Annotated in this window: 10 protein-coding genes and 2 pseudogenes; 7 read left to right on the top strand and 5 right to left on the bottom strand. The window is 64.1% G+C overall.

Features of this window, described 5'->3' with window-relative positions:
• Positions 1-441: 441 nt before the first annotated feature.
• Together DK389_RS09410 and DK389_RS09405 are read left to right on the top strand one after the other, a co-directional pair.
• Positions 442-831, top strand: a complete 390-nt coding sequence (locus DK389_RS09410) for a hypothetical protein (RefSeq protein ID WP_109889081.1) — start codon at positions 442-444, stop codon at positions 829-831.
• Positions 832-1,535: 704 nt separating this feature from the next.
• Positions 1,536-1,838, top strand: coding sequence for a hypothetical protein (locus DK389_RS09405; protein ID WP_162560586.1), 303 nt, complete (start codon positions 1,536-1,538; stop codon positions 1,836-1,838).
• A gap of 24 nt (positions 1,839-1,862) precedes the next feature.
• On the opposite strand, the gene DK389_RS09400 is transcribed toward DK389_RS09405, so the two are convergent.
• Positions 1,863-2,081, bottom strand: a complete 219-nt coding sequence (locus tag DK389_RS09400) for a hypothetical protein (protein WP_109889077.1) — start codon at positions 2,079-2,081, stop codon at positions 1,863-1,865.
• A gap of 1,361 nt (positions 2,082-3,442) precedes the next feature.
• Between DK389_RS09400 and DK389_RS09395 the strand changes: the two genes are divergently transcribed.
• Positions 3,443-3,982 carry a hypothetical protein gene (locus DK389_RS09395; protein ID WP_109889075.1) on the top strand — a complete coding sequence of 180 codons (540 nt, stop codon included), beginning with the start codon at positions 3,443-3,445 and terminating at the stop codon, positions 3,980-3,982.
• A gap of 105 nt (positions 3,983-4,087) precedes the next feature.
• On the opposite strand, the gene DK389_RS09390 is transcribed toward DK389_RS09395, so the two are convergent.
• Positions 4,088-5,296 (bottom strand): IS256 family transposase, encoded by a 1,209-nt coding sequence (locus DK389_RS09390; RefSeq protein WP_109896011.1) that lies wholly within the window; start codon positions 5,294-5,296, stop codon positions 4,088-4,090.
• A 357-nt stretch (positions 5,297-5,653) separates the two neighbouring features.
• Positions 5,654-5,995: pseudogene (locus tag DK389_RS09385) on the bottom strand (sigma factor-like helix-turn-helix DNA-binding protein); the annotation flags it as partial.
• Between the two features lie 64 nt (positions 5,996-6,059).
• Between DK389_RS09385 and DK389_RS09380 the strand changes: the two are divergent.
• A protein-coding gene (locus tag DK389_RS09380) for an IS3 family transposase (RefSeq protein ID WP_418291960.1) occupies positions 6,060-7,318 on the top strand; the annotation gives its coding sequence in 2 pieces (ribosomal slippage) (positions 6,060-6,402 and positions 6,402-7,318; 1,260 coding nt in all).
• Positions 7,319-7,330: 12 nt separating this feature from the next.
• Here the strand turns inward: DK389_RS09380 and DK389_RS09375 are convergent.
• A pseudogene (locus DK389_RS09375) lies at positions 7,331-7,552 on the bottom strand (sigma factor); the annotation flags it as partial.
• 52 nt (positions 7,553-7,604) lie between these two features.
• Between DK389_RS09375 and DK389_RS09370 the strand changes: the two are divergent.
• The 3 genes from DK389_RS09370 (at position 7,605) to DK389_RS09360 (ending at position 10,487) form a co-directional block, all read left to right on the top strand.
• Complete coding sequence (locus DK389_RS09370; protein WP_109895009.1) at positions 7,605-8,414, top strand: IS5 family transposase; 810 nt, start codon at positions 7,605-7,607, stop codon at positions 8,412-8,414.
• 683 nt (positions 8,415-9,097) lie between these two features.
• A complete protein-coding gene (locus DK389_RS09365) occupies positions 9,098-9,358 on the top strand; it encodes a hypothetical protein (protein WP_109889068.1) in 261 nt (86 codons plus the stop codon).
• Positions 9,359-9,704: 346 nt separating this feature from the next.
• Positions 9,705-10,487, top strand: coding sequence for a PAS domain-containing protein (locus tag DK389_RS09360; RefSeq protein ID WP_236960765.1), 783 nt, complete (start codon positions 9,705-9,707; stop codon positions 10,485-10,487).
• 49 nt (positions 10,488-10,536) lie between these two features.
• Here DK389_RS09360 and DK389_RS09355 read toward each other — a convergent pair whose 3' ends face one another.
• A complete protein-coding gene (locus DK389_RS09355; protein ID WP_109889066.1) occupies positions 10,537-11,862 on the bottom strand; it encodes a polyhydroxyalkanoate depolymerase in 1,326 nt (441 codons plus the stop codon).
• Positions 11,863-12,066 lie beyond the last annotated feature (204 nt).

Raw genomic sequence — 12,066 nt, 5'->3', positions numbered from 1 at the left:
GCATCTCACCCGCAGTGATCCTACGTGCGACCTGCAGCGTACCCCCGGCCCAGCCATCGTGCGCCGGCAACAGCACACCGCCCGCGGAGCCCCCCTCACGCCACACCCCGATTCGGTCCTTGTCCGGACCGAGCTCGGCATCGGCGTGCGGATCCCACGGTAAAGATCGCTCATCGCCGTCAGACGAGAGGACCGCCGGTGCCTCTCGTCACACGGACCAACTCTCAAGAACTCAGGCCGACCTTGCTGGCCGACGGGCTGGTCTCAGCCTCACCCATACCGCTCTCGGGCAGGATCTGCGCTCGCCGCCTGCAGATTCCGTGGGAGCTCACGGACGCACCGCGGAGATCTAACCGCTCCCCTCGCATCGGTGCGTCCGCATCCACTTTAATCTGCGACCCAACTCTCCCCGACTGCTGTTCAGAAGAGGCAACTGCTCGAATGACGACTAAAACGCAAATCCAGATCATAGATAAGAACCTGCTGCAGTCCGTAGCCGACGTTTATAGCGATGCAATCATGTACTTTGAATTCCGCGCGGAGGATGCTGGCAGAAATCATGAAAAGATGCTCGCAAAGATCGCAGTGAAGGAATTTGCTACCGGAAGAGATATGCTTGATATGCTGATCGACGAAGATGGAGATACCTTCCTAGTGCCCGAAGCGGCGGAAACTGTCACGAAAAGCCTCCTGAACTTCCAGGCGGCGCTCGACGGAAAGGAGTTCCCGCTGCTTTGGTGGCGCGTGACAGACGCAGTCCTCCGGAGCCAGACCGCCCCGTGCCTCTGTGAGAGCGAAGACGATCTCTGCCCTAAGCAAACTCTGCACTAGCAGCCTGCAATAGTCTGCGTGCAACGTCTAAAGCTGGGTAGGCGCCGTGTGCGCCTACGTTAATTCATGACATTCAGGAGCTGCGCAAGCTCAACTGGCGCCCTGATGAGCTTGCGCGAACACTGCTGGTCGGCTGACGCAGAGACCGTCGTGCTGCAAACCCGTCGAGCTGTAACAGTCTTGTCTCTCGACACCCACCCCTTTTGCCAACGGCCGGCTCCCGGGCGCTCGACTTGCGGTGAGGGGGTGTGCCAGTGGTAAAATTAGCTCTTTACGTGAGGAGTAATAAAAATATGGAGTTGCCTCAGTGAGGCATTCGCTTCAGCCGTATAGAACTTCCAATTAGCTATTAGCCTGCAGGTTCTCGGAAGCTGCTCATGGTCCGCATTGTCATCGCACTCACCGGCATCGTTCTTGCCGGGCCGGTCTTCGCCGAAGCTTTGCCCTTTCGTAGGGAGAAGGGGCAGAGCTGCCCGACGGGGTATCACGCCAGCGGGTCGTACTGTGCGCCACTCGCCAACGCTAAACCAGCCGTTCCTCGACGGGACGGGGAGATCTGCCCGACCGGCTGGCACGCATCGGGTAACGCGTGCGTCTCGTCCAGGTGATGCTCTGACGAGAACCGGCGCTGCTGTCGGGGGGACCGGCCACGAAACAAGATAGCGCCCTATGGGAGCCGCCCGCGTGCCAAGGAGAGAGATGCGGTGCGCATGCTCACCCTACCGGCCTCAACCTCGCCATCCACGCTTCTGTTCGTTAAGCTCGGCCGTATCAGCCACGGAGGGAAGCTGTTGCTATTCATCATTAGCGCGAGCACGCAGGACGGTCTCATCGCCTATCAGACCCGATCTCCCGGGACCGCACTGGAGCGGGCCAGGAGCTTGGAAAGTGTGCAGGCGCAGGACGTGCAGGTCAGCGATATGCATGGACGCATCTACGATCCCGATGCCTTCGACCGCTGCTTCGTTCGCTCCCAGGCGACCACCACGGTGGGTGAAGCCGCGTAAGCGGTGAGGCACTATACCGGCGAGTCAGCCCGGTGAGCCGTGGCCCAGCCTCAAGAGCGTTGCGATGCCATCGGCGGCCCAGGATGTTGTGACCGACGCAGCGTCAGAGCCGAAGGCCACGGCAGCGATGTGCATGCCGAGCACGGGCGCAAAAACCAGCAGCATCATGATGACAATGGCGGCGGCGCTGTGGTCGCGTCGCGCAGGCGCTGCCGCGCGCGAAATGTTGTGTGGGAGGGTCATGGCTCACCTTGTCTGACCAGCCGCCAGGGCTGGTCGCGGGCGAGCCGGATCAAACGATCAGGCGCGGATCACGCGGTCAGCCAGTGGCGGCAGGGGCGATCGACTACTGTCGTCGGGCATGGGGTTTGGAGGTTCCTATGGGGCCGCAGGGTCGCGCCGAGGCACGAGCGAACGGAAAGTTCGGATGATGGGGTGCAAGGCCATCTTCGTGACGGCTCAACGCCGGACGGCGCAGATTGGATGCACCGGCACGAAGATGGTCCACAGGACGCTGCGACGAACGTCGCCGAGTAGTGACTCTAGCTTCAGCAACTGGACGTTACGGCAGCGCGCGGCCAGCTGCTCGGGACGGGTGTTTCACAAAAGCAGGATGGGCAACCCACTGCGACTCGGAGGGAGCCGGTCTGAAGTCTCGGGTCAGCATGGGTAAAGGGGTCAGCAGTTCGGATGCTGAAAACGATGTGTAGGGGAAACGCGTGAGTTCGATCTTAAGCCATTAGCGGCAGCAGCGGGCTGCCAAGCTCGAAGAGGTGCGCCGCCTGGAGGAGCAGAGCCCCGAGGAGGCACACCTGATGAACCACGAAGCCAGGACGCATGTCGCACGGCTGCGGGCCTTCATCGCGTAGGGACGGGTGCGAGCGCTGGAGGCGGGCTCACACCCGCACAAGCCATGTGGTGAGCCTCGGTACCCCGGAAGCGATTAGTTGGACGACGAGGCGTCCTCGTCGGCTTCGACATCAACTGCACGGGTCGGTAGCCGAGCGACGTTTGTGCGCTCCGTTGAAGCAGTCCCGGCGTACATCAAGCAGCGAGGCGACTCAGCGGGCCGTTCAGCAGCCGCCGGATCAGCGGGTCGAACTTCGTCGGTAGCGGCTCACCTTCTGGCACTGGAAGCATATCACGCAGCCCAGAGGCGATGCCTTTGACGACACATCCGAGAGCTTGGCGGTCGAGATCAACGACTGGACGCTCGGCTGCGGTCGTCCTCGAACAAGCCGCTGCGCCTGAAGCAGTGTGAAGAGCATACATTACGCGCTCCTTGGGTTGCCCAACCCGGGGTGCAACTGAGCGGCGTCACGTGGAGAGAATGTGGCCAAGGAGCGAGCGGTCGCGCCATAATCGGCGGCGGTCTCGATTTCGGGGCAGTTTGTCAGCATCGGTACGATGCGCCGTTAGAGCAACGATACAAATCGTTCCTGCGGCCGGCAATGGGGCTCTGACGGTGTGCGGCTGGAGGCGGGAACGCAGATCCTGCCCTGGTTCGGCACCATGTCCATTCACATCAAACAGTCGTGAATGCTGCGGGATACTAGCCGAAAGCGCGAGCGTTGATCCTGGGGGCGGCTACAGGATCAGCCACCATGACGGACTTCTACCACATCCTGAATTGGACGCTGAAGCGCGGTTCACACACCTTCCCTGGACCAGAGGGCGGCACCTGCATCAACGAGGCCGCCATCGTGGCGTGCGGCTTCCCTTACCGACCGGTGCGCGCACCCACCGACATGCCGCTGTGCTTCTCGCGCCCGATCTGCCGATTGGCGCTGCATCTGAACGATGAGGCTGGCGACGTCGAGCGGCAGCGCCTCATTCCGTTCGTCACCCGGCTTGCCTGCGCGGACACACCCGAGATCGAGCGGGAACGAGCCGCCTACATCCGGGCACGCATCGACTTGGATGGCCGGCACATGCCGCATGTGTCGATGGATGAGGGTATCCGTGTTCTCGAAGGGGCGCTGGCCATCGGGCGGCAGGCGGACCCGCTTGCTCCTGATGTTGCCGCTGACCGGCTCAATGCTGCACGAGCGGACACAGCACCGGAAGCGAGCAAGCAAGCTTCCATCTCGCAGATGCTCAAGGTCTGGCTCGGCGTGCTAGAGAAAGAGCCTACTACGGTCTGAGATCAAGGTCGTCCCGTGCCGCCGTGTTGGCCCAACACGGTGGCCGGCAGGGGTTACGTCCGTCAATGAGGTGGACTTTCGGGGTGGAATTGGAGCCGCCATCGGTCAGGCAGCCTGTGGTGGAAGTGTCGTGACGCTCTCCTCGATCAACGCCGGAGCAAACCCGGCCATGCCCTCGATCTGCATATAGCGGTGCTGAAGCTGCCACTCGTCGTTGGCCTCCAGAAGCACCGCACCGATCAGGCGTTGGATCGAGTCCGTGTTGGGGAAGATGCCGACCACATCGGCGCGCCGCTTGATCTCCTTGTTGAGGCGTTCCAGCGGGTTCGTGCTGTGAAGCTTGGCCCGATGCTGGAGCGGGAAAGTCAGGTAGGCCAGCACGTCCTCGCACGTGGCCTCGATGAAGACCTTCAGCTTCGGCCAGCGGTTGTGCAGTTGCTCGCCCAGGTGCTGAAGGGCGGCCCGGGCGGCGTCCTGATCGGGCTGCTGGAAGGCGTGGCGCAGGCCGGCAGCCACCATGGTCTGCTGGGTCCGCGGCACGTAGGCCAGCGCGTTCCGGGTCCAGTGAACGCGGCAGCGTTGCCAGGTCGCCTTCAGCACCCGGCGGATGGCCGCCTTGAGCCCCTCGTGGGCATCCGAGATGACGAGCTGCACGCCCGAGAGCCCGCGCTTGACCAAGCTCCGCAGGAAGTCGGTCCAGAACACCTCGGCCTCACTGGGGCCGATGTGCAGGCCGACGATCTCGCGCCGGCCTTCGGTGTCCACCGCGACGGCGACTATGGCAGCGACAGAGACGATGCGACCGCCCTCGCGCACCTTCAGGTAGGTGGCATCGAGCCAGAGATAGGGCCACGCACCCGAGAGAGGGCGCGTCAGGAAGGCGTTCACGCGCTCGTCGATCTCCTTGCACAGCTTCGACACGGAGGACTTGGAGATGCCCGACAGACCCATGGCCTGCACCAAGTCGTCCACGCGCCGGGTCGAGACGCCGGCGATCCACGCCTCCTGGATCACGGCGACCAGCGCCTTCTCGACCGTGCGGCGCGGCTCCAGGAAGCCGGGGAAATAGCTGCCGGTCCGCAGCTTGGGGATCTTGAGGTTGAGTGAGCCGAGCCGTGTGTCGAGGCTGCGCTCGCGATAGCCGTTGCGGTAGGTGCTGCGTTCGCCTGTGCGCTCGTAGCGGCCCGCGCCGATCAGGCCCTCCACGTCGGCCTCCATCAGGATCTGCAGGACCGTCTCGGCCAACGAGCGCAGGAAGTTGCCGTCGTCAGCCTTCTGCAGCGCCTCGATCAGTGCCACTCTGTCGTCGGTCATCGGGTGCTCCCGGCTCAGGTTGAAGTCCGCAAACTCCACCTTAGCCGCCGGCCCGATGGCCACCCCAATCCCCACCGAAACGGTCCCGGAAATTACACCTCGTCCGTGGACGCTACCCCGGCAGGCTCTCGTCTGTCAGTGGGGCAGCGCGGGCATGCCCAGGAAGAAGCACGCGAAGAGCCAGCTAACGCGAACGATCGTGGTGTGCATGGCCGCCAGCCCTCCCTGTAGGATACTGTCCTACAGGAGCGAACATTACCGGAACATGGATGATGGGTAACGCTGCTTTCGAACTTCCGGTTGCGGTCCGTCACCCCTCGCAGGAACTGAGTGGCATCGAGGCGGGTGCAACCCGTATCACGCAGTCACCCTGCTCAAACGGCCATCCGCGAAGCCGAGTGGGTTGGACAGCAAGGCGCGTCCGCGGCTGACACGGCTTTTCACGGTTCCAACTTGGCAGCCAATCACCTCAGCGGCAGCCTCGTAGGTCATGTCATGGATGCTTACGAGGAGCAGGGCCTCGCGCTGGAGTGCAGGCAACTTCGCCACCTTGCCCCAAACATCCTGCAACTCGATCCGGTCCTCCTGATCAGCCAGGGCGGTTAGTCGCTCGGCTGCCGCGCCATCCGCATCCTCCACCTCGCGCTTGTGCTTACGGCACTCCGTGTAGAACTGATTGCGCAAGATCGTGAACATGAAGTAGCCCCCTAAATGACCGGACACGGGCTCACGCTTGTGGAAGTGTGTGCCTATGACCGATCCTATGGTGAGTTTTAACGATCCGCCCCGCGCCGAGCGCGTCGAGGTGATCACCTCCGTCCAGCGCCGGCGGCACTGGACCACGCAGGAGAAGGTGCGCCTCGTCGAGGAGACGTATCTGCCCGGCCAGTCTGTCTCGCTCGTCGCCCGCCGCCACGGGCTGAACGCCAACCAGCTGTTCACGTGGCGTCGGCTGATGGCGCGCGGCGCCCTCACGGCCGCCGGGGCCGGCGAGGAGGTGGTGCCAGCCTCCGAGCTTCGCGCTGCCCTGCAGCAGATCCGCGAGCTACAGCGGCTCCTGGGCAAGAAGACGCTGGAAACCGAGATCTTGCGCGAGGCGATGGAGCGGGTCGCCGCCCCCAAAAAGTTGCCGCTGCGCATGACCTCGTGGCTGGGGGACGGCCGGTGAGCGCGGTGGCTTCGGCTTTGGGCTTATCGCGCCCGCACCTCGCCTCCTCCCGGCAGACGGCCCCCGCCCGGAAGCCCATAGCGCGACGCGGTCGTCCGCCTGCACCCGACGCCGAGCTGCTCGGCGCGATCCAGGCGCTCATCGCGGATCTGCCGACCTACGGCTATCGGCGCGTCCACGCCCTCTTGCGCCGGCAGGCCGAGCGGGACGGCCGGCCTGCGCCGAACGTGAAGCGCGTCTACCGAGTCATGAAGGCGCACGACCTCCTGCTTCAGCGACACGCGGGCGGAGCCGAGACGCGCCGTCATGAGGGCAAGGTGGCGGTGGCCGTCCGCAACACGCGCTGGTGCTCGGACGGGCTAGAGATCGCGGCGGAGAACGGTGAGAGGGTGCGGGTCGCCTTCGCGCTCGACTGCTGTGACCGGGAGGCGATGAGCTACGTGGCAACCACGGCGGGCATCACGGGCGAGGACGTCCGCGACCTGATGGTGGCGGCCGTCGAGCATCGCTTCGGGCCAGTCAACCAGCTGCCGAGCCTGATCGAGTGGCTGACCGACAACGGCAGCTGCTACTTGGCCCGCGACACGCGCCGCTTCGCTCGCGACCTCGGATTGGTGCCGAAAACGACGCCGCTGGAGAGCCCTCAGAGTAATGGCATGGCCGAGGCGTTCGTGCGGACCTTGAAGCGCGACTACGTGCGCGTCTCGATCCTGCCGGATGCTGAAAGCGTGCTGCGCCAGCTTCCCGTTTGGCTGGCGCACTACAACGACCTTCACCCTCATCGCGCGCTGGGCTACCGCTCGCCGCGCGAGTTCATCGCCCGATCAACCCAGGAGACCGTGTCCGGTCTTTAGGGGGCAACAACAGAACAGCCACGCATTGAGGTTCGAACCGGGCACGAAGCGATGTTGGTTCGACCAAGCCTTGAGCAGCACCTCCTGCACGAGATCATCGGCTCGCGCCGCGTTTCCGGCCAGCAACATCGCGTATGACCGCAGAGCCGGAAGGGCAGCCAGGAGGTCATCGCGAAATGCCAGCGCTGCAACTTTCTGAGAGCCTGTTTGAGCACCTCCGCCGGCCGTCCCCATCTGTCTCATGAGCCAACATGAATTCCGCCTGGCGGGGCGGAGTGGAGAGCAGATGTGGACGGACCGACATCGGACGCGTCATGAGTCGCGCCTGAAGGACATGGTGTTGCAGGCTGGCTTGGACGAGGTGGCCTGTTTTCTGAAACGAGCCGATCCGCCGGGCCGTCCAGAAGCGACAGCGGCGCGTCAAGTGCTGGCCGGGATCGCTTGGCACCTGCGGACGGGCGGAGGTTGGCGGGCATTGCCGGCCGGCTTTCCGCCCTGGCGCACGGTCTATGGCTGGTTCCGGCGCTGGATCGAGAAGGGCCTGTTCGAGAGCCTGATGCGGGCTCTGGCGCGCCGTCAGCGGCGGCGTTGCGGACGTCGGCCCGATCCACGGCTGGCGGTCATCGACACGCAAAGCGTCAAGTGCATCGGGGTCCGCGGGCCGCGCGGCTACGATGGTGCCAAGAAGCTGGTCGGGCGCAAACGCGTGGCTCTGGTGGATGCCCAAGGGCACGTCCTGGCGCTGGCTGTCGTGCCCGCCAACGTGCAGGATCGCGACACGCTGCCGGCGCTGGATGCGGGCAAGCAGACGTGGCCCAGCCTGCGTCTGGCTCTCCTCGACGGTGCCTTCACGGCCGAGCGCTGCCAAGAATGGTGCAACCTCCACGGCATGCGCCACCGCGTGGTCGAGAAGCAGCCGGACCAGAAGGGCTTCGTCGTGCTGGAGCGGCGCTGGGTCGTAGAGAGAACCTTCGGCTGGCTCAGCCACTGGGGTGGCCTGCTCCGTGAGCGCGCTGGTCGCCTCGACGTTGCAACGGGACGCCTCGCCTGCGTCGCCAGCCTCATGGCCGCCAACGCCCTCAACAATCCCGCCTGAAAACAAGACCTCAAACAGGCTCTGAGTGCTCAGCGCGGTCTCAAGCTGCTCAATAAGGGCGAGAAGCCGCTGCGGCTGCTGCTCCGTTAGGAGGGTGCCATAGCAGGCCCGAAGCTGATTGCCGAGGTGGGCGCGCAGGGCTGCGGTCAGGCACACTCGCTGGTTCTGGTCTGGGCTGATCATGGGCACCTTTAAACGGCCAAGCTGAGGCTTGACCGTCCAACTCACCGGCAGCGTCGCCGTTCCTGCGGCTGCATACTGAATTCGAACATGGTTGCTGAAACACAGAGAAGCGCTTCAGAATATATAATTGCGCGCCATCTTTTGCTCTAGCCTCATGACCGCTCCGCTTCTGGCACGCGGGATCGAGAGACCCTCGAAAGGCCGCCGGACATCTTCCTGCAGCCATGGACGACTTCGTACATTGACGCTGGCGCGCAGGAATCGTCACGCGCCTGCAACAAAGGTTATAGAGGAACCCATCTCTGGTATACCAGATACACAGACAGTGTGAACACATGCGGCCTCGTCACAAACGTTGGCCTGCATCGTGCCGCAGCGCTGAAATCATCTCGCGCCAAGCAGACATCCCGCACAATGAGGGTGTCTCACCGAACGCTTCAAAGGCAGCCGATTAGTTGCCGCCTTACAGGGAGACGCGCCCCGTGCCAGGAACCACCCAGGTGAACGAGAATCTTCCGCCGCAGATCCAGAAGGCTCTGGCTGAGTGCATTGCTGGCGCTCAGATCGCCGAACGTAAGGCGAGCGACTACCTCAAGCTTTCACAGGGCGAAGCGGACGATTCGATCTACGAGGCATGCCGCTCGATGCACCGGTTCTATAGCTCCATGCACGAGTTCTTCCGCGAGGAGCAGATGGCGATCTCGGCGCTCCTGAAGCCTGATGGCAGAGCCCTACAGCCCCTCATGGCCACGGCTGCATGACGAGGCTGGATTTCCGTGCATTTGACTTATTGCGGTAAGGGTTTCCGCCACTTCACGGGATCAGTGTAGCTACGGCGCGGCTGTGTGAGGTAGGAGAGTCCGTACAAGGCGCGGAAGGAGCGCCTGGGCTGGCGTGAGCCGGTGGTGGTGTCGTGGAGCAACCGCCCCCGGAAGCTTCAAGGCCCAATTCCGCAGAGTTGGACGATCTGGAGTGTGGCGCGTCCCGCACCCCGACGAGCCGAGGCTGCCATTTTATAGGCAGATCCGGCTCCCAAGTTACTCGCGGCAGGGGGCAGCCGGTTGGTTGGTGAGCCTTTGGGCTCCCTGTCGTGGAGAGTTGACGATCGTGCCAGACGATGCCGCGTACGAACTCGATGCGCCGGACCCAGGCTGGGACTACGAGCCGTCGCGGGCTGAGTTGTTCAAGCAGATCACGTTTCCTGCCTACACGACCGACGCGGACGGCTGGCTGACCTACTACAACGAGGCGGCGGCCGATCTCTGGGGTTACCGACCCGAACTCGGCAAGACGCGCTGGTGTGGCTCCTGGCGGATCTTCACGACTGACGGCGCTCACCTGCCGCTCGACCAGTGCCCCATGGCCGTGGCGCTGAAGGAGGGGCGGGCCGTGCGCGGGGTGCAGGCTGTGTTGGAGCGGCCAGACGGGACGCTCATCCCGTTCATGCCGCATCCGACGCCGCTGCGCGACGCCTCAGGCGCGATCGTCGCTGGCTCCAACGTGCTCCTGCCGCTCACCGCGCAGGGCCGCGTACCGCCCCCCTTGGATTCTTCCGGCGACTGCTGGACGGAGGCACTGCCCGCGGATCTTCCCGACGGTCTTGAACTCGACGATCTGACGGGCTGCCTTCAGAGAACCTTGGCTGCGCAGGCTGATGTGGAGTTCGGCTTCCAGATTGACTGCGAGCGCCTGGAGGCATGGTCCGCGTCGGAAGCCGAGAAGGCACGCATCATCCGGCAGCTTGAGACGAAGCGGAAGAGGCAGCGTTTCCTGCTGAACAAGCGGCTCGACCAGCTACAGGAGCGGGCCAAGCGGCTCATGTCGCGGGAGAAGGCCGGCGAGGCAGCAGCCCTGAGGATGATGCCGGAATCTCCAGGCACGATCCACTGACATCGCCGACCGCGTGCACACCGTGACCGGCTGCGCCTCGTCGGCGTATCTACGGCTGCACCTCAGGTGAGGCACTGCTCCGCGACCGGGCTTCGCGCGCGATGAGCGCCGCTACGGGCAGTTCAGCCTGAGCTACGCCCGACCGCGGAGCAGCCACGTCGCCGAGCACAGACTCGCTCACAGTGGATACCGCGCTCGCGTTATGTTGCATGAACGCAGCGATCTTCGGCGCGATCTCGGCCCGGAAGCGCGAGCCGTTGAAGATGCCGTAATGCCCTGCCCCGATCTGGAGGTGGTAGGTCTTCTTCTCGGCCGGCAGGTTCGTGGCGAGATCCAGAGCCGCGCGCGTCTGGCCGATACCGGTGATGTCGTCCTTCTCCCCCTCGATCGCCATCAGGGCGCAGCGGCGGATCGCGCCGAGATCCACAGGCTCGTCCCGGTGCCGCATCAACCCACGCGCCATGGCGTGCTCGATGAAGACCGTCTCGATCGTCTGGAGGTAGAACTCCCCGGTGAGATCCATCACCGCCAGATACTCGTCGTAGAACTCCCGGTGCTTGGCGGCCGAGTCACCGTCGCCCTGCACGAGGTGGTTGAACATGTCCCAATGCGCCGTCTGGTGGCGGTTGAGGTTGATGCTGATGAAGCCGGCCAACTGGAGGAAGCCGGGGTAGACCTTGCGCCCATGGCCCGCGTGCGGCCACGGCACCGCGTGGATGCAGTGCTGCCGGAACCAGTCGATGCTGCGCTCTTGGGGCAGCTTGTTCACGACGGTCGGCGAATGGCGGGTGTCGATGGGGCCGCCGATCAGCACGGCCGATTGCGGCACCAGCGGGTGATCCTCGGCTTCCATGCGGGCGATCGCGGCGAGAACCGGCACGGACGGCTGGCAGACTGCCATGACGTGCAGGTCCGGCCCCAGCGCCTCGAACATGGCGATGCAGTAGTCGATGTAGTCGTCGAGGTCGAAGCGTCCGGCCGACAGCGGCACCTGCTTGGCGTCGGCCCAATCGGTGATGAACACCTGATGCGTGTCGAGGAACGCCGCCACCGTGCCGCGCAGGAGTGTTGCGTAGTGGCCCGACATGGGGGCCACGATCAGCATCTTCGGCTTTGCCGAGGGTGCACCGAAGGCAATGACGCGGCAGAACGGGCGCTCCCACACCACCCGCTCGGACGCGGGTAGGTCGAAGGTGGGTTTGGCGTAGCTGCGGGTGCCCCGCTCGAACAACTCGCAGGAGGCAGCGACGGCGCGGCTGGAGGGCGTGTAGGCGAATGGGCTGAACGGGTTCTGACAGGCTGTCTTGGCGACACCAGCTGCCATGCGTGCTGGCGTGAGCATCAGGTCACAGGCATCACGCATCAGGTACAGCATAAAGGCGTTCCCTTCGGCCCATTCCAGAGCAGACCATTTCTGCGATGGCCAACGCCCTGGAACTATGATGCGTTGCACAGAAGCGAGATGAATCGACCGCCTGCGTAATCAGCCACTATGGTGCACGATAGTTCCGCCTTGGCCATACTAACCTTCCGTTAAGGAAAACGATGGCTGGCGACCTGATGCGATCGCACCACAGCG

It is taken from the genome of Methylobacterium durans, from assembly GCF_003173715.1.
Lineage (GTDB): Bacteria > Pseudomonadota > Alphaproteobacteria > Rhizobiales > Beijerinckiaceae > Methylobacterium > Methylobacterium durans.
The sequence above is the reverse complement of the archived record's forward strand: the minus strand, read 5'-3'. Positions and strand labels throughout refer to the sequence as shown.

Coding starts and splice junctions, on each gene's coding strand:
- DK389_RS09410 (WP_109889081.1), top strand. CDS start 442: ATGACGACTAAAACGCAAATCCAGATCATAGATAAGAACCTGCTGCAG.
- DK389_RS09400 (WP_109889077.1), bottom strand. CDS start 2,081: ATGACCCTCCCACACAACATTTCGCGCGCGGCAGCGCCTGCGCGACGC.
- DK389_RS09395 (WP_109889075.1), top strand. CDS start 3,443: ATGACGGACTTCTACCACATCCTGAATTGGACGCTGAAGCGCGGTTCA.
- DK389_RS09390 (WP_109896011.1), bottom strand. CDS start 5,296: ATGACCGACGACAGAGTGGCACTGATCGAGGCGCTGCAGAAGGCTGAC.
- DK389_RS09370 (WP_109895009.1), top strand. CDS start 7,605: ATGTGGACGGACCGACATCGGACGCGTCATGAGTCGCGCCTGAAGGAC.
- DK389_RS09355 (WP_109889066.1), bottom strand. CDS start 11,862: ATGCTGTACCTGATGCGTGATGCCTGTGACCTGATGCTCACGCCAGCA.